The following is a 21,581-nucleotide window of genomic DNA, read 5'->3' on the forward strand; positions in this document are numbered from 1 at the left end:
AAAATTCCTTAACCTGCTTCTGATAAGTTGTCGGCATGTGGGTAGTAAAATGGACCAATGCGTGCCTAGCGCAGCTGGTATCGATGCTTGTGGCATTCGGTATGCTGATGGTTTTTGCCACCCCTGCCCAGGCCGGACGGTTCGAAGCGGGCAGCTTTACCGCCCATAATACTGGCACCAACAGCAATGTCGTACGTGTCAACTTCCTGCAAGCTTTTGACACCATCCCGATCGTCGTGGCCTTGTCTGACAATAATGGGTCGGACGCTGCCGCCATTCGGATTACCAATATCACCACGACTGGCTTTGACGAGCTTATCCTGGAGCCGGACAATTTCGATGGTCCTCATGCTTCCCAGAATGTCCATTATCTAGCGGTTGAACCGGGCCGCCATGTGCTTCCCGATGGGCAGATTGTCGAAGCCGGAACAGCCAGCATCTCGGCCGTGCAGCATGGCAGCGGCGTTGCCGGCACGGAAAGCTGGGCATCCGTATCCTTTTCATCAACGCTTACCGGCACCCCCAGCGTGGTTGCACAAATCCAGACGGCCAATAGCGAAACCCGAACGGTTGCCAGCCAAAGCTCCCAACCCTTCATCACTGCCACGCTCGACAGTTTGACGGCGAGCGGTTTCCAAGTCGCGTTGGAACGGAGCGAAGCCAATGCCGGCCCAATACCTTCAGCCGAGACGGTTGGGTGGATCGCTTTTCCAGCAGATGTCAGTGGAACGTTTCCCGATCTATCCAGCAACCCAATTAACTGGAGTACCGTCAACACCGGCGTCAATATCCGTGGATGGGGAAATGGCTGCTTCACCAATGGCTTCGGACAAACCAGCGCCAATGCGATTGTGATCGCCAAGAAAAACAGTCACTTGGGCGGCGATGGCGGCTGGTTACGCCGGTGCAGTCTGAGCAGTACATCGATCGGACTGACGGTCGACGAAGACAATGCAAGGGACAGCGAGCGGAACCACATTGATGAATCTGCCTCGATCATCGCTTTTTCCCAAAGCTTTCATGCCTTGCTGGAACCGGCCCTGTCAGTCACCAAAGCAAGCGTATCCTTTCTCGACGAAGTCGGTGGCGATTTTGCTTTGCCCAGCGCGACGGTTGAATATCTCATCACGGTCCAGAACAGCGGCAATTCTCCGCCCAATCACGATAGCGTGATCATCACCGAAGCGCTGCCGCCAGAACTGGCATTGGTCATCACAGATTTCGCAGCACCGGGATCCGGCCCCATCCAGTTTCAGGATGGCAGTCCGGGTTCGGGACTAGGCTTTAGCTTTGGCGGACTTGGCGATCCCACGGACTCGGTTTCCTTTTCAACCGACGGCAGCAATTTTGGCTATAGCCCAACAGATTCTGGGGACGGCACCGATCCTGCCGTCACCCATATCCGGGTAAGCCCGGTCGGCTTCATGGCACCAAATACGGGTTCTGGCGCCACCAGTCTATCCATCCGCCTTAAGGGGAGAATTGGCTAGCATCGCCTCAACAGATACTGATAGTCCCACAAAATAGCTCCCGTTTAGATGGGCAAGCTTTATCCGCTTTGGTCACCAAAATGGATATGGGAAGATCATTTACGTTAGTTTGGCCGGGCTGTTGTATTTGAACTACCCCGCCGATTTCACACCGTTGGAACGCCAATGCGCTTGGAATGCTAATGCACTGGGCTCAAATTCTGATCAGATCCATACTTATCGCCTTCACCGCGGCGGACGTCCGATCATTCACACCCAATTTGGCGAACGCACGGCGCAGATAGCTGTCGATCGAATATTCTGAAATATTGAGTATCAATCCAATTTCGCTATTGGATTTTCCCTTGGCCGCCCACGCAATAATTTGTGTCTCCCTTTTGGAAAGGGGTTTCTCCAGTTCAAAAAGATAGGGAGTGATTTGACACAGTCTTAGATGGGCCAGTTGAGACAGTTCTTGAAGCTCATTGGCCATTTGATCGACCATGAGACCAGAAACCTGAGGAACCCCGAACGAGACCATGGCAACTCTCCCCTGAGGACCATAAACCGGAACAATCCAGCCATCAGTCAGTCCATTTTGGCCCGCCAGAATATTGAGTGCATCAAATCGCTTTTTCTGTGCCGTAAACTGCCCAATGTCGGACCATCGGAAAGGCTTAGCATCAAATATGCTGTTCCTTGTTGTAATATGCCCCTCGCCTACGAGCCCCATGATGGCAAATTTTTGGAACTGGGACACCGACATACCATGGAATCTCGCAATGGTTCGTCGATCGGTCGGCTTTTTGTGCGGTGGCGGTGCCACATAGACAAGGACCTTAAACCCGAGTGCACGGCTTTTCTGCAAGCAGTATTGCCAGATTTCTGGTGGGCTATTGCATAGCCAGATATCAAGACAACTATCTCTGTCTGGCATATATTCTGGAATCTTTCCTGGCTTGAACTGAGGGATGCAGCATGTTTCTGAAGAAGAGGACTTACTCATTGCCAAGAAATATGATGTCACAAGGATTGAGGACATCTTGCAAAAAATTTTGAACCCGCTCAGAGATGCTGGATATGGGGAATAACGGGATGCCAATATTTTGACCTTGCAAGAAAAACAAGAAATCATTTTGAGCAAAACCGTTGAGGAGATTGAACAGAAAAACCGGGTTGCCGATATTCTTCGGATATTGCGATCTGCATCGATCAGCCTGGGAGCGAACCGGATCAGCTACCATCTGACACCAAAGCTTCATTCACAAACCGACGAATCTGTCCACTTGATAGCCGAGGGCTTTCCAAAAAAATGGATTGAACTTTACGAGCATGAACATCTTCGTGAGCATGATCCTATTCCGGATATTGTCATGCGACATGGTGAACCGATGCTTTGGCAAGATGCCATAAAGGCGCGCAAACTCAATCCTCAGGAGAGGAGTTTTGTTGCACAGCTAGAGGCTTTTGGACTGCATGAGGGGGTTGGCATTCCACTATTTGGACAGAAGGTTCGATCAGCATATTCGTCCTTTTCATTTCGGCAAACAGAAATGCTTTTCGACAAGAAGCTGATTTTAAAAGTCTCTACCATCGCTCTAGCCGCCCATGTCAGGATTTGTCGTGTGCTAGAGCAAGCTGACAATATCAAAGTCCATCTATCAGAGCGAGAAGGTCAAGTGATGAGACAAATCGGCAATGGACGTTCCAGCAAAATAATTGCTGCCGAACTGGGAATTAGCCAAACCACCGCTGAAACCTACGTCCGCCGCATTTTTACGAAACTTGAGGTCAATGACCGGGTTGGCGCGACCATCAAAGCCTTGGAACTAGGTATCCTTAACCTCTAGCTGTGAGAGCCAATATCTGGCCGCTGTTGGAAATAAAAAAACCTATTTACAAAAAATGCGGCCCGCCGGGATCATGCCGGCGGGCCGTTATTCATCTAGTGCTTAAACTACCCCGTAAGCCAGCATCGCATCGGCAACTTTCTTGAAGCCTGCGATATTCGCGCCTTTCACATAGTCGACATAGCCATCGCCCTGATCGCCATATTCGACGCACTGGCTGTGAATGCCTTCCATCAACTCTGTCAACATGGTGCCGAGCCGCTCATGGTTCCAGCTGATGCGCTCTGCATTCTGGCTCATTTCGAGACCAGAGACAGCAACACCGCCGGCATTGGCCGCCTTGCCCGGACCATACATGATCTTGGCGTCGTGGAAGACATGAACGCCTTCCAATGTGGTTGGCATATTCGCGCCTTCCGACACGGCTTTCACACCATTGGAGACCAGCATTTTTGCTTCGTCTTCGTTGAGTTCGTTTTGTGTGGCGCAAGGCAGAGCCAGATCGCAAGCCACGCTCCATGGGCGCTCGCCTTCGTGGAACGTCGCGCTTTTAAACTCTTCAACATATTCGGACATGCGTCCGCGGCGGTGGGTCTTATGATCTTTGACCCAGTCAATCTTCTCTTGGGTAAAACCATCGGGATCATGAACAAAGCCACCACTATCGGACAGTGTAAGAACCTTGCCGCCCTGTTTGGTAATCTGTTCCGCAGCATGGGTTGCAACATTTCCCGACCCGGAAATAACCGCCGTCTTCCCTTCGATCGTGTCCTTTTTGTGCGCGAGCATATTCTGCATGAAGTAGACCGCACCATAGCCGGTCGCCTCTGGCCGCATTTCACTGCCGCCATATTCCCGGCCTTTGCCGGTCAGCACACCTTCCCAGCGATTGGTGATCCGCTTATATTGACCGAACATATATCCGATTTCACGGCCGCCCACGCCTATGTCGCCGGCTGGCACATCCGTATCAGGGCCAATGTGGCGGTATAGCTCAGTCATGAAGCTTTGACAGAAACGCATAACCTCAGCGTCTGATTTGCCTTTGGGATTGAAATTGGCACCGCCCTTACCGCCGCCCATAGGCAGACCGGTCAGCGAATTTTTGAACGTCTGTTCAAAGGCGAGAAACTTCAGCACGCTTTCGGTCACACTGGGGTGGAAGCGGATGCCGCCCTTATAAGGGCCGATGGCATTGTTATTCTGCACCCGCCAACCGCGCTGTACGCGGATATTATGATTATCATCTTCCCAGCAGACACGGAACGACACCACCCGGTCGGGTTCTGCCATACGGCGCAGGATCTGCGCTGCGTGATATTCTTCCTTGTCTTCAATAAATCCGTAAATATCCTGGGCGACTTCCTGCACCGCCTGGATAAATTCGGTCTGCCCGGGATTGCGCTTTTTCACGCCTTCCATGAATGTTGGAAAATCTACATGATCGGAAACGGCCATCGTTATACTCCCCCTTAGGTGATTATCTGCGCGCCCGTTATCATCTGCAATGTCCTCGAATCGCATTTGATCTGGGCAGCATATTAACGGCAATTTGTCCGATTGGTAAAGTCTTGATATTTGGCCCTAATTATTCCGCTTGTTCGGCTTCTTCCGGTTCGCCCTCTGGTTCTGTTTCGGCTTCTTCTTCGGCTTGTTCTTCGGGTGCAAAAAGCGCTGCCAGCCTGGTGAGCTGTTCACCAATCACACCATCGACCGCAGGCGCGATCTGATCGACAGGAAACTCCATGTAACCCCCGACTTTGTAGACGAAGGATACAGCCGTATTCTCACCGTCAGGCCTTAGTCCAATAGTAAGCGTGCCGGTCACGGCCTCGCCTTGCAATGGCCCAAGCGCACCGGACATCCGCAGCGCCTTGTTGTTTTGTGCAAACAGGACGCGCATGTGCTGAACACTGCCTTCCGCCGATTTGATATTGTCTTCGCTGGTTGTGCGGAGCAGCTCGCAAAAACAACCGCCCGCCTGTGGCACCAGATAGAAATTTTCCGCATTGCCCGAAAAGCTGTGCTCGCCATTCCACCAGCGCGCCGGTGCGACGATCGTTTTCCACACGACTTCTGGCGGAGCACTGACCGCTGCGGCATGTTTTACGGTGAAGCCATTCTCGGCGGTATTGGTAACTTCAGCCTGAACAGCTGTCGCGGTGAATATAGCCGCTAGTGATAATATGAATCGGAACAATCTTAGTCTCCCCTGTTGCAGCGAAGACTAATAAGCATCCTTGTCAGTGGCAATGACTAACAGCCATTATCGCGGCTGCATTTAATCGAGCGCGAGAACAGCCTCTATCGCATTGCTGACTGTATCCATGCTGCCCATGCCGTCGACTTTCGTCACAATCCCGCGTTCTTCGTAGATTGGCAGGATCGGCTGTGTCTTCGCGCGATATTCGCCCATCCGTGTCCGGACGGTTTCTTCATTATCATCTGGCCGGCGTTTGAATTCTGTCGAACCACAAACGTCACAAACCCCCTCTTTGGCAGTTTGTTTAAATGTGTCGTGATAGCCCTCGCCACATTTGCCGCAGGTGAAGCGACCGGTGATCCGTTCTACCAATGCCTCAACATCGACAGCCAACTCAATCACATGATGGAGTTTGCGATTGCGCGCAGTCAATATCTCGTCAAGGGAATAGACTTGTGCTTCGGTGCGAGGATAGCCATCGAAAATGACACCTTTGTCAGGACCGAGTTCATCGAGCCTGTCACCAATAATTCCCGACACCACTTCATCCGGAACCAGCTCGCCGGCATCCATCAGGGCCTTTGCCTTCAGGCCGACTTCCGTGCCAGCCTTTACGGCCGCGCGCAGCATGTCGCCAGTGGACAGTTGGACCATACCGTGTTCGTCTTCGAGAAGGCCGGCTTGGGTGCCTTTGCCGGCGCCCGGTGGTCCCAACAGGATGATGTCCATAAGTTACTGTCCCCTATAACCTTGTAAATCCCGAGGGATATTTTTAGCGCTTCCGGCGGCCGCCTTTGAGCTTCGCTTTTTTAAGCAGATCACCATATTGAAGGGCCAGCAAGTGGCTCTGTATCTGGGTCACAGTATCGACCGTGACGTTGACGATGATCAGCAAGCTTGTCCCGCCGAGGAAGAATAGCGGCAGATTGGTCTGCGCCATTACATATTCCGGCAGCACACAAACCAGCGCCAGATAAGCGGCGCCAACCACTGTGATACGGGTCAACACATAGTCGAGATAGTCAGAAGTATTCTTACCGGGGCGAATACCAGGTACGAAACCACCATTTTTCTTCAGATTATCTGCGGTTTCCTCTGGGTTAAAAACAACCGCAGTATAGAAGAAACAGAAGAAGATAATCCCGGCAGCATAAAGCGCCATATATAGCGGCTGGCCGTGCGAGAGATATTGGTTCAGCGCGATAATGAAATCGCTACCCGCACTCTCACCCGCCGTTGCATTCCCGGCAAACTGACTGACAGTTAGCGGCATCAGCAAAAGCGAAGAGGCGAAGATTGGCGGAATAACGCCCGCAGTGTTCACCTTCAATGGAAGGTGGCTGCGGTCCGCCTGCATAACGCCATTTTGTGTGGCGCGTTTTGGATATTGAATCAACACCCGTCGCTGCGCGCGTTCCATGAAACTGATGAATAATACCAGACCAACGACCATCGCGATCAGGCCGACGATGACCAGAGCGCCAATCGAACCCGTGCGACTACCTTCCATGAGGTTGCTGACAAAGGTTGGCATCTGCGCAACAATACCGGCCATAATGATCAGCGAGATACCATTACCGATACCGCGACTGGTAATCTGCTCACCCAGCCACATCAGGAACAAAGTACCGCCGACAAGACTGATAACCGCGCCGATACGGAAGCCCATACCGGGGTTAACAACTGCTTGCAGGCCGGATTGCGAGGCAAAGCTCTCAAGGCCGACAGCGATGAAATAGCCCTGGATCGCGGTCAGTCCAACCGTACCATAGCGGGTATATTGGTTGAGCTTCTTGCGTCCAGCCTCACCATCTTTCTTGATCGCAGCCAAAGTCGGCGACAAAGCGGCGGCCAACTGGACGACAATCGATGCCGTAATATAGGGCATGACGCCGAGCGCGATTAGGCTCATCCGTTCTAGCGAACCGCCTGAGAACGTATTGAAAATATCAAGAACACCGCCGCGCGTCTGATCATACAGATCCGCCAAAACAACAGGATCAACACCTGGAAGCGGAACAAAGCTGAGCAGACGAAAAACCACCAATGCACCCAGCGTAAACCAGATACGTTTGCGGAGTTCGGTTGCTTCTCCGAATTTTGCCAGGCTCAAATTTGCTGCGACCTGATCGGCTTTTGATGCCATTTTAGTAGTTCCTTGCCCGCCGTTCATGAAGGCAATTCGCCTTCAAATCAATGCATCGATCCCATATCGGATGTTGCTGCCCGAAAAACAAGGCTCTTGGGCATCAAGCTGCGCCAATACGGGTAAAAAAGAATGGCCCCGTCCAGGCCCTAATGCCTGGCGGGGCCATGATTAGACTAAATTAGTCTTTTTTCTTGGCCTTATTGGCGGCCTTTTTCTCTTTTGCTGGCTTGGAAGGTGTAGCCTTCTTTTCGCCTTTTGGACGATGAGCCGCTGCGCCAGCAAGAATTTCAACCTTGCCGCCTGCTTTTTCCACCGCTTCGATAGCCGCTTTGGAAGCGCCAGCAACAGCGATGGTGATTTTCGCCTTGATTTCACCCTTGGCCAGCAGACGAACGCCGTCTTTGCCGCCACGAGTCAGTCCAGCGGCATTCAACGCTGCCTGATCCAGCGTGCCTTTATTGGCCAGCTTCTTGGCATCGATGAACTTCTGGATCATGCCCAGATTGACTTCAGCATAGTCGGTACCGAACGGGTTGTTGAAACCACGCTTCGGAAGCCGCATGTGAAGGGGCATCTGACCACCTTCAAAACCGTTGATCGAAACACCGGAGCGAGACTTCTGGCCTTTTTGACCCCGTCCGCCGGTTTTACCTTTGCCGGAACCAATGCCGCGGCCAATACGGGTGCGCAATTTGCGCGCGCCGTCATTATCTCTAATTTCATTCAGTTTCATGTCGTGTACTCGCTTTCGCTTTTATTCGCACGATTGTTTCCGGTTTTAGCCTTCAACAACCTCTACAAGATGGTGCACCTTACGGATCATACCGCGCACTTCCGGTGTGTCTTCCAGTTCGGAAACACGGTGCATTTTGTTCAGGCCCAGTCCGATCAGCGTCTTGCGCTGTTCTTCGGGGCGACGGATTGGCGAACCAACCTGCTTGATTTTCACTTTAGCCATTATGCCTTACTCCGTTACTGCTGCAGCTTCGGCTTCAGCCTCAGCTTCAGAAGCGCCGCCGCGGCCTAGCAGATCGGCAACTTTCTTGCCACGCCGCTGGGACACAGCCTTGGGGCTGGTCTGTTCACCAAGCGCCACGAAGGTCGCCCGGATCATGTTATAAGGGTTGGATGTTCCGTTAGACTTGGTAACCACATCGGCAACACCAAGGCTTTCGAAAACCGCACGCATAGGACCACCAGCAATGATACCGGTACCGGGAGGCGCCGAACGCAGTGTCACGTTGCCTGCACCAAACTGGCCTTTGCCATCATGGTGAAGAGTGCGGCCTTCGCGCAATGGAACACGAACCATTTTCTTTTTCGCAGCGGCTGTTGCTTTGGTAATGGCTTCAGGCACTTCGCGTGCTTTACCTTTACCGAAACCAGCACGGCCTTTGCCGTCACCAACCACAACCAATGCCGCAAAACCAAAGCGTTTACCGCCCTTAACAGTTTTCGAAACACGGTTAATGTGCACCAGTTTCTCGATCAGTTCTTCGCCCTGATCCTGATCCCGGCCACCACGACCACGGCCACGACCGCGTCCGCCATCACGGCCACCGCGTCCGCCGTCACGTCCGCCACGGTTTCCGCCGCGACCTTGACGTTCATTAGGACGCTCAGATTTCTTTTCTTCAGGAGCAGCTTCAGCTGGTGCTGCAGCGGCTGGTGTGCCTTCTGATTTTTTTTCTTCTTCGGCCATGCTTAAAACTCCAATCCGCCTTCACGTGCAGCGTCGGCCAGAGCCTTCACACGTCCGTGATACAGGAAACCGCCACGGTCAAAAATTACTTCCTTGATGCCAGCTTTTTTCGCTGCTGCTGCAACGCGCTTGCCAACATCGGCTGCCGCTGCACTGTCAGCACCGGTCTTCACCTTGGACGCCTTGTCGATTGTCGAAGCAGCAGCAACGGTCGTGCCTTCTGCATCATCAATGACTTGCGCATAGATATGACGACCTGTGCGATGCACAGACAAACGAGGTTTTGTGAGCCCGCGCTTCCGCAATTTGGTGCGAACGCGTTGCTGACGCCGTTTGAATAGAGAAATATTAGCCATGGCTTATTTCTTCTTCCCTTCTTTGCGGAAAACATATTCGCCGCGATATTTAATGCCCTTGCCTTTATAAGGCTCCGGTTTACGCCAGCGCCGAATTTCTGCGGCAACCTGACCAACCTGCTGTTTATTGATACCGGAAATCTCGACCGTGGTCTGATCCGGCGTCTTGATGGTAATACCTTCAGGAATATCGAAATTCACATCATGGCTGAAACCAAGTTGCAGGTTCAGGACTTTGCCCTTCACTGCGGCACGATAACCAACACCGGTAATCTCAAGAACCTTGCTATAACCTTCGGTTACACCATCGACGAGATTTTGAACCAGCGTCCGTTGCATGCCCCAATAGGCGCGTGCACGGGTGGTCTTGTTTGCCGGGGTCACCAACAAACCACCATCGCTTAGTTCATAGCTCAGGTCGTCAACCATAGGGGTCGAAAGCTCGCCCTTTGGTCCTTTGACCTTAACCAGACCGTCATCCAGAGTGGCGGTAACGCCATCAGGAATGCTTACTGCTTTTTTGCCGATACGAGACATTAGAACACCTCTGCGAGTACTTCGCCGCCGACATTCTGGCTGCGCGCTTCTGCGTCAGACAAAACACCTTTTGGCGTCGAAACAATTGTGATGCCCAGGCCATTGCGTACAGTCGGCAGTTCACTTGAACCGCTGTAAATACGGCGACCAGGCTTTGAAACGCGGGCCACGTGGCGGATAGCCGGCTCGCCTTCAAAATATTTCAGTTCAATACGAAGACCGGGGTGCTTGTTCACCTCTTCTTCGCTGTAGCCGCGAATATAACCTTCGCGCTGCAGAACTTCGAGAACAGCGCCGCGCAATTTGGAAGCAGGTGAAACCACACTGTCCTTACGCGCTTGCTGTCCGTTACGGATACGGGTGAGCATATCACCCAAGGGATCGGTAAAAGCCATATTATCTTCCCTTTACCAGCTAGATTTCGTTACGCCGGGGATAAGACCTTTATTGGCCATATCACGCAGCTCAATGCGGCAGAGACGGAACTTGCGGTAATAGCCGCGCGGACGCCCTGTTGTTTCGCAGCGGTTACGCACGCGGGTTGGATTACCGTTGCGCGGAATTTCCGCCATTTTAAGACGCGCCATCAAACGCTCGGTCTCGTCAAGAGACTGATCGTTGGCCATCGCCTTCAACTTCGCATAACGACCGGCATATTTCTTCACCAGCTTCTTGCGACGTTCGTTTTTATTAATGGAACTCAGTTTCGCCATGACTTAAGTTCTCTTCCTTTCTTGCGTGCCCCCGAAAACCGGGGGCTTAAAAATTATCTCTCGCGGATTATGCCGCTGCTTGCTCTTCTTCTTCCTGCGGGAACGGGAAACCGAATAATTTCAGAAGCTCACGAGCTTCGTCGTTCGTTTTCGCGCTTGTCGTCACGATAATGTCCATGCCGCGCACCACATCGATGTCGTCATAGGCAATCTCAGGAAAAATAATCTGCTCTTTAATGCCCATGGCGAAGTTGCCACGACCATCAAAACTCTTTGGATTCAGACCACGAAAGTCACGAATACGGGGCATTGCCACCGTGATCAGACGATCAAGAAATTCGTACATCCGCTCGCGGCGCAATGTCACTTTGCAACCAATCGGCATGCCTTCACGCAGCTTGAACGTCGCGATTGACGTTTTCGCTCTGGTGATGACAGGCTTTTGACCAGCAATCAGTTCCATTTCAGCAGCAGCCGTCGTGGTTTTCTTCTTGTCCTGACTACCTTCGCCAACACCCATGTTCAGTGTGATCTTGGTGATCTTTGGCACTTCCATAGGATTGGAATAGTTGAACTTTTCCTGCATCGCTTTGACGACTTCGCCGTCATATTTTTTGCGCATGCGTGGCAAATCTTTATCAGCCATCGACTTTCTCCCCGGATTTAACAGCTACACGCTGCATTTTACCGTCTTTGGATTTTTCAAAACGAACGCGCGTTGGCTTGCCATCTTTTGGATCGGCCAAAGCAACTTTGCTGATGTGCATCGGTGCTTCGCGGCGTTCCAGACCACCTTGTGGGTTAGCCTGTGTTGGTTTGCGGTGACGCACAGCAACATTGGCACCAGCGACGATCAACTTACCGTCTTTTGGCATTACCTTGGTCACTTCACCGGATTTGCCTTTGTCCTTGCCGGACAGAACAACAACGGTGTCGCCTTTTTTAATCTTTGCATTGGCCATGATTATAGTACCTCCGGCGCAAGGCTGATGATTTTCATGTGCTTCTTGGCGCGCAGTTCGCGAACCACAGGGCCAAAGATGCGGGTGCCGATTGGCTCCTTCGCATTGTTGACCAAAACAGCAGCATTGCTGTCGAAACGGATAACCGAACCGTCTTTGCGGCGGATATCTTTGCGGGTACGAACGATAACGGCCCGGTGAACATCACCTTTTTTGACCTTACCGCGCGGTGCAGCTTCCTTGATCGACACAACAATAATGTCACCAACGCCAGCAAACCGGCGCTTGGAACCGCCCAGCACCTTGATACACTGCACGCGTTTGGCTCCGCTATTGTCAGCGACCTCCAAGTTCGATTGCATCTGGATCATTGATCCAATTCCTTCTTCATTCCGCCCCGAATATTCAGAGCACAGTTAAACTTCGTCAGCTTCAGCTTTCGGCTTTGACTTCGCCTTCGTCTTCCGCAGTAATTTCAGCAACCTTAGGTGTTGCAGGAGCGGCAGCAGCGCCAACCCGGTCCAACACTTTCCAAGTTTTGAGCTTGGAAATCGGCTTTGTTTCCTCAATGCGCACAGTTTCGCCCGTGCTCATCTCGTTCTTTTCATCATGCGCATGATATTTTTTAGACCGGCGCATAATTTTTCCGTAAAGTGGGTGTTTCACTTTGCGTTCGACATTCACGACAACAGTCTTGTCGCCCTTGTCTGACACTACCGTGCCGGTGAGAATACGTTTTGGCATATCGGTTCCTTACGCCTTTTCTGCAACAGCGGCTTTCGCACGCTCGTTCTGCAGGGTTTTAATCTTTGCAATCGTGCGGCGCACTTCACGCATCCGACTTGGCTTTTCGAGCTGGTTGGTCGCAGCCTGAAAACGCAGGTTAAATGCCTCGCGCTTCAACTCGCCCAGATCGCTTTCAAGCTGATCGTCGGTCTTGGTCCGCAAATCTTCTGTCTTGCTCATGTCCTTAACCTTCCAAATGTGACGTATCGCCAAGGCGAGCCACAACTTTTGTCTTGATAGGAAGCTTCATCGCCGCACGCTCGAAAGCAACCGCAGCAATTGGGCCAGGAACGCCATCCAGTTCGAACATGATCCGACCTGGTTTTACCCGGCAAGCCCAATATTCAACCGAACCCTTACCTTTACCTTGACGCACTTCAGCAGGTTTCTTCGAAACCGGTACGTCGGGGAAGATACGGATCCACAAACGACCTTGCCGTTTGATGTGACGGGTAATCGCACGGCGAGCCGCTTCGATCTGACGCGCGGTGATCCGCTCTGGCTCCATGGCTTTCAGACCATAGGAACCGAAGTTCAGCGACGTGCCGCCTGGCGCCTTTCCTTTAATCCGGCCCTTATGAGCCTTCCGGAATTTTGTTTTCTTTGGTTGCAGCATGATGCTTTACCTATTCCCTAAAAATCAACGAGAGGGGCGAACGCCGGAAGTTTGCGCTTCCACCATCAACCGATCCTGAGCCATCGGGTCGTGACCCAATATCTCGCCTTTGAAAATCCAGACCTTGATACCGATGATGCCGTAAGCGGTCAGCGCTTCATGTTCAGCATAATCGATATTGGCGCGCAGCGTATGAAGCGGCACGCGGCCTTCACGATACCATTCAACGCGAGCAATTTCTGCTCCGCCCAAACGGCCACCACAAACAATTTTAATACCTTCAGCGCCCAGACGCAGAGCGGACTGAACCGCACGCTTCATCGCCCGGCGGAAAGCAACACGGCGGATCAGCTGATCACCAATGCCCTGTGCCACCAACTGTGCGTCGACTTCTGGCTTGCGAATTTCAACAATGTTCAAAGACACATCGCTGGAAGACATTTCACTGAGCTTGCGGCGCAGCTTTTCAATATCCGCACCCTTCTTACCGATGATAACACCAGGACGGGCAGCATAGATGGAAACGCGGCAGGTTTTGGCCGGACGCTCAATCACAACCTTGGAGATCGCAGCCTGTGGTACGGTTTCCAGGATATATTTGCGCATCTTGATGTCTTCCATCAAGAGATCGCCATAGCTGGCACCTTCCGCATACCAGCGGCTGTCCCAAGTCCGGTTAATCTGCAGGCGAAGCCCGATAGGATTACTCTTTTGACCCATGGTTTACGCCTCTTCTTCTTCGTGCTCGCGAACAACGATGCGAACGCGGCTAAATGGCTTGATTATCTTGGCAGAGCGGCCACGTGCGCGGGCTTTCCAGCGCTTCATGGTCAGGCCTTTGCCGACACTGGCTTCGTGAACGATCAATGCGTCAACATCCAGGTTATGGTTGTTTTCTGCATTGGCGATTGCGGAAGCGAGAACCTTGCTGACATCCTTGGCCATGCTCTTCTTGGAGAAGGACAGGATGTTCAAAGCGTCTTCCGCTTTCTTGCCGCGGATCAGCTGTGCAACAAGGTTTAGCTTTTGGGCAGAACCACGAATGGAATTGCCAACAGCCAAAGCTTCATTGTCGCCAACGCGGCGGGGTGATGATGCCTTACCCATTATTTCTTGCCTTTTTTGTCAGCGCCATGGCCGTAATAGTTACGCGTAGGAGCGAACTCGCCAAGCTTGTGGCCAACCATGTCCTCATTCACGGAAACCGGAATGAATTTCTGGCCGTTATAAACGTTGAAAGTCAGCCCAACAAAATCAGGGAGAACCGTAGAACGACGCGACCAGGTCTTGATCGGCGAACGCTTGCTAGCTTCCTGAGCGTCTTGCGCTTTTTTCAGCAGATGGAGGTCAACAAATGGACCTTTTTTGATGGAACGAGCCATGCTTACCTCTTCTTCTTAGCGTGACGCGACCGGATGATCATCTTGTCGGTCGTTTTATTCTTACGGGTACGAGCGCCCTTGGTTGGCTTGCCCCATGGTGTCACTGGATGACGACCACCGGAGGTCCGACCTTCACCACCACCATGCGGGTGATCGACAGGGTTTTTAGCAACACCACGTGTCAAAGGACGACGGCCCTTCCAACGGGTGCGGCCCGCTTTACCGAAATTCTGGTTCGAGTTGTCGGGGTTAGAAACCGCGCCAACCGTACCCATGCAATCGCTGCGGATATAACGCTGTTCACCTGAGTTCAGGCGAACGATAACCATGCCGCGGTCACGACCAACAATCTGGACATATGTACCAGCAGAGCGAGCAATCTGACCGCCCTTACCTGGCTTCATTTCCACATTGTGGATAATCGTACCGATTGGCATTTGCGACAATTTCATCGCGTTACCTGGCTTCACGTCAACTTTCTCACCAGCGATGACAGTGTCACCAACAGCCAGACGTTGCGGTGCCAAGATGTAGCTCAGCTCGCCATCGTCATATTTGATCAAAGCAATGAACGCGGTCCGGTTAGGATCATATTCAATCCGCTCAACGGTTGCCGAAACATCGAACTTGCGGCGCTTGAAGTCCACCAGACGATATTTTTGCTTATGACCACCAGCGATTCCGCGAGAGGTCACATGACCTTTATTATTACGGCCGCCAGTTTTGCGCTTGCCTTCAACAAGCTTCTTGACGGGCTTGCCTTTCCACAGGCCGCTCTTGTCGACCAGGATAAGACCACGCCGTGCGGGGCTTGTTGGTTTATAGGATTTTAAAGCCATCTTAAATTCCCGTGGTGATGTCGATGGTCTGGCCTTCAGCCAAAGTCACGACAGCTTTCTTAACATCGTTGCGAGTGTAGGGACGACCCTTCCACTTCTTGGTCTTGCCCTTTTGCACCATCGTGTTCACGCCTTTGACTTTGACATCAAACAGCGCCTCGATAGCGGCTTTAATCTGTGGCTTGGTCGCGGTGTTGGCGACTTTAAAGACCACAGCATTATGTTCGCTGAGCAAGGTTGTTTTCTCGGTGATGTGCGGGCCGACAATTACGTCATAGTGACGAATGTCTACTGCTTCTTTTTTAGCCATTGAAGCGTGCCTCCAGCTTTTCGACTGCAGCGCGGGTCAGCACCAAAGTCTCATGGTTCAAAATGTCATAAACATTGGCACCAGCAGCCGACATCACATTGACGCGTGGAATGTTGTTAGAAGCTTTCGTGAAAGCATCATTTACAGCATCACCGTCCATGACCAGTGCTGATTTACCGAAACCGAGCTTTTCGATATTGGCCAAAAGCGCCTGTGTTTTGGCTTCTTTCAGTTCAATATTTTCAAGCACGATCAAATTGTCGTTCTTCGCCTTGTCGGACAGCGCCATTTTCAGACCCAGTGCACGAACTTTCTTGTTCAGCGACGGGTTGAAGTCACGCTTGCGCGCACCGTGGGCTTTACCACCACCAACGAAGATAGGAGCACGGCGATCACCATGACGAGCGGTACCACCGCCCTTTTGGTTACCGAACTTCTTACCGGTACGGGCAATGTCACTACGCTCACGCGTTGGACGAGCCGTGCCGCGTGCTTTTTCACGTTGCCAGTTGACGACGCGGTGCAGAATGTCTGCGCGCGCTTCAAGACCGAACACGTCATCATTCAAATCGATGTCGCCTTTGGCTTTTGCGTCGAGGGTTTTCACTTTCAATTTCATGGCTTAGCCCTCCTTCCCTGCATCATCTGCAGCGTCAGATTTCTCTTCTGCTGGAGCCTCAGCTGGCGTTTCCGCTGCTGCTGCCGCGATTTCTTCGTCAGTTGGACCGGCAGGCGCTTCATGCTCTGCATCCGCCTCGATCATGCCAGCAGGCGCATCTTCCGTTGCCGTCTCATCCGCATTGCGGCGCATGGCACCGGGGAATGGAACGCCTTCAGGAAGAGCCACTTTCACAGCATCTTTAACCAGCAACCAGCCACCTTTTGAACCAGGAACGCTGCCGCGTACAAAGATCAAACCGCGAGCGGCGTCTGTACGGACGATTTCCAGATTTTGCTGCGTGCGATTTTTCGCACCCATGTGACCAGCCATCTTCTTACCTTTGAAGACTTTACCAGGATCCTGGTTTTGACCGGTAGAACCATGTGCACGGTGAGAGATAGAAACACCGTGAGTTGCGCGCATACCGCCGAAACCCCAACGCTTCATGGCACCGGCAAAGCCCTTACCTTGCGTCACACCTTGAATATCAACCATCTGACCCGCAATGAAGTGGTCAGCCGTTATCCGAGCACCAACGGGGAGCAAACCTTCTTCGCTCTCAACCCGAAATTCGGCAACACGTGCCTTTGGCTCGACTTCCGCTTTTGCAAAAGCTTCACGTTGTGGTTTGTTTACATTTTTCGCTTTACGGGCACCTGCACCAAGCTGAACAGCAAAATAGCCATCCGGATCCTGTTTGCGGGCTCCAACAACCTGACATTCTTCCAGGGAAAGAACGGTTACCGGCACATGCCGACCATCTTCCTGAAACAAGCGGGTCATCCCCATTTTTTTCGCGATCACGCCAGTACGCACGATCATTTCTCCTTACAGAGGCCCACGTGCGGAATTGCCAGCGGGCGTGCCTAAAATTACTCAGCCCAAATTTTTCGAATATCGCCCCGTCCGGGCTAAACCGTTTCACTGACCCGAAGATCAATCAAACTAGACGGGGGACACATGACCCAGCAAATATGCTGGCGGTTTCCCATGTCACCACTGCCATCACTCTGGCAGTGTCTTCACTCACATTAAGCGAGCTTAATCTCTACATTCACACCAGCAGCAAGGTCGAGCTTCATCAAAGCATCAACGGTTTGCGGCGTAGGCTGCACGATATCGAGCAACCTTTTGTAAGTCCGGACCTCAAACTGCTCGCGTGACTTTTTGTCTACGTGCGGGCCGCGGTTTACGGTGAATTTTTCGATGCGCGTTGGCATTGGGATTGGTCCACGGATAAGCGCGCCAGTGCGGCGAGCAGTGTCAGCGATATCGCCGGTCGCCTGATCGAGAACCCGATGATCGAATGCTTTCAAGCGTATGCGAATATTCTGCGTTTCCATAAGAACCTATACCAATGTCAAAGAGCCAAAAATAAACCGCCCCGATTTTCTCTCTTAAAAAGAAGCCGGAGCGGCGAAAAACTGGCCGCCCGAATCAGTGATCCGGGCGGCGATGCAGTCCTATATTACTTTGTTACGTTGCTGACAACCCCTGAACCGACGGTCCGGCCACCTTCGCGAATTGCGAAGCGGAGACCTGAGTCCATTGCGATTGGAGCAATCAACTTTACGTTAATTGTGACGTTGTCACCAGGCATAACCATCTCAGTGCCTTCTGGCAGAATGACTTCGCCGGTCACGTCCGTTGTACGGAAGTAGAATTGTGGGCGATAGTTTGCGAAGAATGGCGTGTGACGGCCGCCTTCGTCTTTCGACAACACATAAACTTCGGCACTGAACTCGGTGTGAGGTGTAATTGAACCAGGCTTACAGAGAACCTGACCACGCTCAACTTCTTCACGAGCAACGCCGCGGATCAATGCGCCGATGTTATCGCCAGCTTCACCGCTGTCGAGCAACTTACGGAACATTTCAACACCGGTAACCGTTGTTTTCGAGGTATCTTTGATACCAACGATTTCAACTTCGTCACCAACATTCACAACACCGGTTTCAACACGGCCGGTAACAACCGTACCACGACCGGAAATTGAGAACACGTCCTCGATTGGCATCAAGAAGTCTTGATCCACTGGACGCTCTGGCTGAGGAATAGCTTCGTCAACGGCTTTCATCAGTTCAAGAATTTTTTCTTTACCGATATTGTCGTCACGGCCTTCCAGTGCTGCAAGAGCAGAACCAGCAACGATTGGAATATCGTCACCTGGGAAGTCGTAAGAAGACAGAAGCTCACGGATTTCCATTTCGACGAGCTCAAGCAGCTCTTCGTCGTCAACCTGGTCAACTTTGTTCATGAAAACAACAAGAGCAGGAACGCCAACCTGACGAGCAAGCAGGATGTGCTCGCGAGTCTGTGGCATTGGGCCGTCGGCTGCGTTCACAACCAGGATAGCACCATCCATCTGAGCAGCACCGGTGATCATGTTTTTCACATAGTCAGCGTGGCCTGGGCAATCGACGTGCGCATAGTGACGGGCGTCGGTTTCATATTCAACGTGTGCCGTTGAAATGGTGATGCCGCGCTCACGCTCTTCAGGCGCCTTATCGATGTTCGCGAAGTCAACGGCTTCACCGCCGCCAGCTTCAGCAAGCACTTTCGTGATCGCTGCGGTCAACGTGGTTTTACCGTGGTCAACGTGACCGATGGTGCCGATATTGCAATGCGGCTTATTGCGTTCAAACTTTGCTTTTGCCATTTTTTCTTACCTCTAATTTCTATCGTCTTGATAGTCTGTGCCGCGCTTTGGCGAGACTATCCAAATCTGTCAACACCCTTTTAACCTCTAGGCTTTTTTCTTTAGCCAGAACCAAAAGGTAAGCGCGGTTACTCGTATTCAGAGAAGCGGCGATTAAGCCATCTTCTCCTTCAATTCTTCCGCTACATTATTCGGCACCTGCTCATAGTGAGAAAACTGCATCGAATATTGCGCGCGGCCCTGTGTGAAAGAGCGCAGCTCGTTCACATAACCAAACATATTGGCCAGCGGCACCATAGCGTCAACGGCCTGAGCGATACCGCGCGTGTCGGTACCCTGGATCTGACCACGGCGAGAGTTGAGATCGCCGATTACGTCACCAAGATAGTCTTCCGGCGTAATCACTTCGACTTTCATGATGGGCTCAAGCAGCTTGATACCAGACTTCTGGGCCGCTTCACGCATCGCAGCACGCGCCGCAATTTCAAAAGCCAGCGCCGAGGAGTCGACGTCATGGTAAGCGCCATCATAAACACGAATGTTAAAGTCGATGATCGGGAAGCCGATCAAAGAACCGGTTTCAGCTGTTTCACGCATACCTTTTTCAACAGACGGGATATATTCCTTCGGAATGTTACCGCCCTTGATTTCGTCTTCAAAGGTAATGCCTGCACCGCGCTCACCGGGAGTGACTTCGAACTTGATACGCGCGAACTGTCCAGAACCACCGGACTGTTTCTTATGGGTATAGTCCGTGTCGACAGCCTTGCCGAGTGACTCGCGATAAGCAACCTGCGGTGCACCAACATTGGCTTCCACTTTAAACTCACGCTTCATACGGTCGACCAGAATGTCGAGGTGAAGCTCGCCCATGCCTTTAATGATCGTCTGACCGGATTCATGGTCGGTCGTCACACGGAATGACGGGTCTTCAGCAGCCAGACGATTGAGCGCAACGCCCATCTTCTCTTGGTCAGCCTTGGTTTTTGGTTCAACCGAAAGCTCGATAACCGGATCAGGGAATTCCATCCGCTCGAGAATGATTGGTGCTTCAGCTGCACAAAGCGTGTCACCGGTTGTGGTGGTCTTCATGCCTGCCAATGCGATAATGTCGCCTGCGAAAGCTTCTTCAATGTCCTTACGGTCATTGGAGTGCATTTCCAAAATACGGCCGACTTTCTCTTTCTTGTCCTTGACCGAGTTCAGTACGGTGCCTTTTTCCAGCTTGCCGGAATAGATGCGCGCGAAGGTCAATGTACCCACAAATGGATCGTTCATGACTTTAAATGCAAGCGCAGAGAATGGTTCGTCATCGCTGGATGGACGAACGTCTTCGGTTTCACCGTCCATCGCGACACCTTTAATGGCGTCAACGTCGAGCGGGCTTGGCATATAGTCAACAACCGCGTCGAGCAGTGGCTGAACGCCTTTGTTCTTAAAGGCCGAACCGCAAAGCACAGGAACAAAGCTCTGGTTCAGCGTGCCTTTACGGATGAGCGCTTTCAAAGTCGCTGCATCAGGCTCGTTGCCTTCCAGATATTGTTCCATCACATCATCGTCCTGCTCAACAGCAAGCTCGATAAGCTTCTCGCGATATTCAGCAGCTTGGTCAGCCATATCCTCTGGAATTTCACCATAAGAATATTCAGCGCCAAGATCTTCGTTTTTCCAGGTGATCGAACGCTGGTTAACCAGGTCAACCAGACCGACCAGGCTCGCCTCGATGCCGATAGGCAGATACAGCACAGCCGGTGTCGCGCCGAGGCGCTCAACGATGGAGTTTACGCAGAATTCAAAATTCGCACCGGTCCGGTCGAGCTTGTTAATGAAGCACATCCGCGGCACCTTATATTTATCAGCCTGACGCCATACGGTTTCAGACTGTGGCTCAACGCCAGCAACGCCGTCGAAACAAGCAACCGCGCCATCGAGCACACGCAGCGAACGCTCAACTTCAATGGTGAAGTCAACGTGGCCCGGGGTATCAATGATGTTGATCCGGTGCTCAGGACCCTTGCGGTCTTCCGCATTCCAGAAACAGGTGGTCGCAGCAGAGGTAATGGTAATACCACGCTCTTGCTCTTGCTCCATCCAGTCCATCGTCGCCGCGCCATCATGCACTTCGCCAATCTTGTAGGACTTACCCGTATAATACAGGATGCGTTCCGTGGTGGTTGTTTTACCAGCATCAATATGGGCCATAATGCCAATATTGCGATATCGTTCGAGCGGATGGCTGCGTGCCATAGTCTTTACTCCAGAATTAAGGGGCCCCAATTAGCGCCGCCCATATAGTGAAAGGGGCCAGCGATGACCAGCCCTGATTGGTTACAAATACAACAATGTGAAAGCGCGGGATTTACAGAGAGTTCTGTACTCCCCGCGCT

The 21,581-nt window shown here is 52.1% G+C and carries 30 protein-coding genes; 2 read left to right on the forward strand and 28 right to left on the reverse strand.

Going from position 1 to position 21,581, the window contains the following annotated elements; translation table 11 throughout:
* The first annotated feature begins 35 nt into the window (after positions 1–35).
* Positions 36–1,490 (forward strand): hypothetical protein, encoded by a 1,455-nt coding sequence (locus tag DG177_RS05035; protein WP_108810493.1) that lies wholly within the window; start codon positions 36–38, stop codon positions 1,488–1,490.
* A 193-nt stretch (positions 1,491–1,683) separates the two neighbouring features.
* On the opposite strand, the gene DG177_RS17650 is transcribed toward DG177_RS05035, so the two are convergent.
* A complete protein-coding gene (locus tag DG177_RS17650; protein ID WP_337658526.1) occupies positions 1,684–2,571 on the reverse strand; it encodes a helix-turn-helix transcriptional regulator in 888 nt (295 codons plus the stop codon).
* A 4-nt stretch (positions 2,572–2,575) separates the two neighbouring features.
* On the opposite strand from DG177_RS17650, the gene DG177_RS05050 reads away from it, so the two are divergent.
* Positions 2,576–3,319, forward strand: a complete 744-nt coding sequence (locus DG177_RS05050) for an autoinducer binding domain-containing protein (protein ID WP_108810495.1) — start codon at positions 2,576–2,578, stop codon at positions 3,317–3,319.
* 102 nt (positions 3,320–3,421) lie between these two features.
* Here DG177_RS05050 and gdhA read toward each other — a convergent pair whose 3' ends face one another.
* The 27 genes from gdhA to fusA all read right to left on the reverse strand — a co-directional run bounded on the left by gdhA (position 3,422) and on the right by fusA (position 21,441).
* Positions 3,422–4,777, reverse strand: a complete 1,356-nt coding sequence (gdhA, locus tag DG177_RS05055; RefSeq protein WP_108810496.1) for an NADP-specific glutamate dehydrogenase — start codon at positions 4,775–4,777, stop codon at positions 3,422–3,424.
* Positions 4,778–4,907: 130 nt separating this feature from the next.
* Positions 4,908–5,519, reverse strand: coding sequence for a polyketide cyclase (locus DG177_RS05060; protein WP_108810497.1), 612 nt, complete (start codon positions 5,517–5,519; stop codon positions 4,908–4,910).
* An 81-nt stretch (positions 5,520–5,600) separates the two neighbouring features.
* The gene (locus DG177_RS05065; RefSeq protein WP_108810498.1) at positions 5,601–6,251 is read right to left on the reverse strand and encodes an adenylate kinase; all 651 of its coding nucleotides are present in this window, start codon (positions 6,249–6,251) and stop codon (positions 5,601–5,603) included.
* 43 nt (positions 6,252–6,294) lie between these two features.
* Positions 6,295–7,668: a preprotein translocase subunit SecY gene (gene secY, locus DG177_RS05070; RefSeq protein WP_108810499.1), complete on the reverse strand. Its 1,374-nt coding sequence runs from the start codon at positions 7,666–7,668 to the stop codon at positions 6,295–6,297.
* A gap of 181 nt (positions 7,669–7,849) precedes the next feature.
* On the reverse strand, positions 7,850–8,404 hold the full coding sequence (rplO, locus tag DG177_RS05075) for a 50S ribosomal protein L15 (protein ID WP_108810500.1): 555 nt from the start codon (positions 8,402–8,404) through the stop codon (positions 7,850–7,852).
* A 45-nt stretch (positions 8,405–8,449) separates the two neighbouring features.
* A complete protein-coding gene (gene rpmD, locus DG177_RS05080) occupies positions 8,450–8,629 on the reverse strand; it encodes a 50S ribosomal protein L30 (RefSeq protein WP_108810501.1) in 180 nt (59 codons plus the stop codon).
* A gap of 6 nt (positions 8,630–8,635) precedes the next feature.
* The gene (gene rpsE / locus DG177_RS05085; RefSeq protein ID WP_108810502.1) at positions 8,636–9,373 is read right to left on the reverse strand and encodes a 30S ribosomal protein S5; all 738 of its coding nucleotides are present in this window, start codon (positions 9,371–9,373) and stop codon (positions 8,636–8,638) included.
* A gap of 2 nt (positions 9,374–9,375) precedes the next feature.
* Entirely contained in the window at positions 9,376–9,729 is a 354-nt protein-coding gene (gene rplR / locus DG177_RS05090) for a 50S ribosomal protein L18 (RefSeq protein WP_108810503.1), read from the reverse strand.
* A 3-nt stretch (positions 9,730–9,732) separates the two neighbouring features.
* Positions 9,733–10,266, reverse strand: coding sequence for a 50S ribosomal protein L6 (gene rplF / locus DG177_RS05095; protein ID WP_108810504.1), 534 nt, complete (start codon positions 10,264–10,266; stop codon positions 9,733–9,735).
* Complete coding sequence (rpsH, locus tag DG177_RS05100) at positions 10,266–10,661, reverse strand: 30S ribosomal protein S8 (RefSeq protein WP_108810505.1); 396 nt, start codon at positions 10,659–10,661, stop codon at positions 10,266–10,268. Before rpsH ends, rplF begins: the two co-directional genes overlap by 1 nt.
* Before the next feature lie 12 nt (positions 10,662–10,673).
* Positions 10,674–10,979, reverse strand: a complete 306-nt coding sequence (gene rpsN / locus DG177_RS05105) for a 30S ribosomal protein S14 (RefSeq protein WP_108810506.1) — start codon at positions 10,977–10,979, stop codon at positions 10,674–10,676.
* 67 nt (positions 10,980–11,046) lie between these two features.
* Positions 11,047–11,625: a 50S ribosomal protein L5 gene (gene rplE, locus DG177_RS05110; protein WP_108810507.1), complete on the reverse strand. Its 579-nt coding sequence runs from the start codon at positions 11,623–11,625 to the stop codon at positions 11,047–11,049.
* Positions 11,618–11,941, reverse strand: coding sequence for a 50S ribosomal protein L24 (gene rplX, locus DG177_RS05115; RefSeq protein ID WP_108810508.1), 324 nt, complete (start codon positions 11,939–11,941; stop codon positions 11,618–11,620). The genes rplE and rplX overlap by 8 nt, the downstream gene beginning before the upstream one ends.
* A 2-nt stretch (positions 11,942–11,943) precedes the next feature.
* Complete coding sequence (gene rplN, locus DG177_RS05120) at positions 11,944–12,312, reverse strand: 50S ribosomal protein L14 (protein ID WP_108810509.1); 369 nt, start codon at positions 12,310–12,312, stop codon at positions 11,944–11,946.
* 61 nt (positions 12,313–12,373) lie between these two features.
* Positions 12,374–12,685, reverse strand: coding sequence for a 30S ribosomal protein S17 (gene rpsQ, locus DG177_RS05125; RefSeq protein ID WP_108810510.1), 312 nt, complete (start codon positions 12,683–12,685; stop codon positions 12,374–12,376).
* A 9-nt stretch (positions 12,686–12,694) separates the two neighbouring features.
* Complete coding sequence (gene rpmC / locus DG177_RS05130) at positions 12,695–12,907, reverse strand: 50S ribosomal protein L29 (protein ID WP_108810511.1); 213 nt, start codon at positions 12,905–12,907, stop codon at positions 12,695–12,697.
* Positions 12,908–12,911: 4 nt separating this feature from the next.
* The gene (rplP, locus tag DG177_RS05135; RefSeq protein ID WP_108810512.1) at positions 12,912–13,343 is read right to left on the reverse strand and encodes a 50S ribosomal protein L16; all 432 of its coding nucleotides are present in this window, start codon (positions 13,341–13,343) and stop codon (positions 12,912–12,914) included.
* Positions 13,344–13,367: 24 nt separating this feature from the next.
* Entirely contained in the window at positions 13,368–14,063 is a 696-nt protein-coding gene (gene rpsC / locus DG177_RS05140) for a 30S ribosomal protein S3 (RefSeq protein ID WP_108810513.1), read from the reverse strand.
* A gap of 3 nt (positions 14,064–14,066) precedes the next feature.
* On the reverse strand, positions 14,067–14,450 hold the full coding sequence (gene rplV / locus DG177_RS05145; protein ID WP_108810514.1) for a 50S ribosomal protein L22: 384 nt from the start codon (positions 14,448–14,450) through the stop codon (positions 14,067–14,069).
* Positions 14,450–14,725, reverse strand: coding sequence for a 30S ribosomal protein S19 (gene rpsS, locus DG177_RS05150; protein ID WP_108810515.1), 276 nt, complete (start codon positions 14,723–14,725; stop codon positions 14,450–14,452). The genes rplV and rpsS overlap by 1 nt, the downstream gene beginning before the upstream one ends.
* 2 nt (positions 14,726–14,727) lie before the next feature.
* Entirely contained in the window at positions 14,728–15,564 is an 837-nt protein-coding gene (gene rplB, locus DG177_RS05155) for a 50S ribosomal protein L2 (protein ID WP_108810516.1), read from the reverse strand.
* 1 nt (position 15,565) lies between these two features.
* Positions 15,566–15,874 (reverse strand): 50S ribosomal protein L23, encoded by a 309-nt coding sequence (locus DG177_RS05160; RefSeq protein ID WP_108810517.1) that lies wholly within the window; start codon positions 15,872–15,874, stop codon positions 15,566–15,568.
* Positions 15,867–16,493: a 50S ribosomal protein L4 gene (gene rplD / locus DG177_RS05165; RefSeq protein ID WP_108810518.1), complete on the reverse strand. Its 627-nt coding sequence runs from the start codon at positions 16,491–16,493 to the stop codon at positions 15,867–15,869. The genes DG177_RS05160 and rplD overlap by 8 nt, the downstream gene beginning before the upstream one ends.
* 3 nt (positions 16,494–16,496) lie before the next feature.
* The gene (gene rplC / locus DG177_RS05170) at positions 16,497–17,351 is read right to left on the reverse strand and encodes a 50S ribosomal protein L3 (RefSeq protein WP_108812785.1); all 855 of its coding nucleotides are present in this window, start codon (positions 17,349–17,351) and stop codon (positions 16,497–16,499) included.
* 215 nt (positions 17,352–17,566) lie between these two features.
* The gene (rpsJ, locus tag DG177_RS05175) at positions 17,567–17,878 is read right to left on the reverse strand and encodes a 30S ribosomal protein S10 (protein WP_108810519.1); all 312 of its coding nucleotides are present in this window, start codon (positions 17,876–17,878) and stop codon (positions 17,567–17,569) included.
* A 125-nt stretch (positions 17,879–18,003) separates the two neighbouring features.
* Positions 18,004–19,194 carry an elongation factor Tu gene (gene tuf, locus DG177_RS05180; RefSeq protein WP_108810520.1) on the reverse strand — a complete coding sequence of 397 codons (1,191 nt, stop codon included), beginning with the start codon at positions 19,192–19,194 and terminating at the stop codon, positions 18,004–18,006.
* A 153-nt stretch (positions 19,195–19,347) separates the two neighbouring features.
* Positions 19,348–21,441, reverse strand: a complete 2,094-nt coding sequence (gene fusA / locus DG177_RS05185) for an elongation factor G (protein WP_108810521.1) — start codon at positions 21,439–21,441, stop codon at positions 19,348–19,350.
* Between the last annotated feature and the right edge of the window lie 140 nt (positions 21,442–21,581).

It is taken from the genome of Sphingorhabdus sp. Alg231-15, from assembly GCF_900149705.1.
In the GTDB taxonomy this organism is placed as follows: Bacteria; Pseudomonadota; Alphaproteobacteria; order Sphingomonadales; family Sphingomonadaceae; genus Parasphingorhabdus.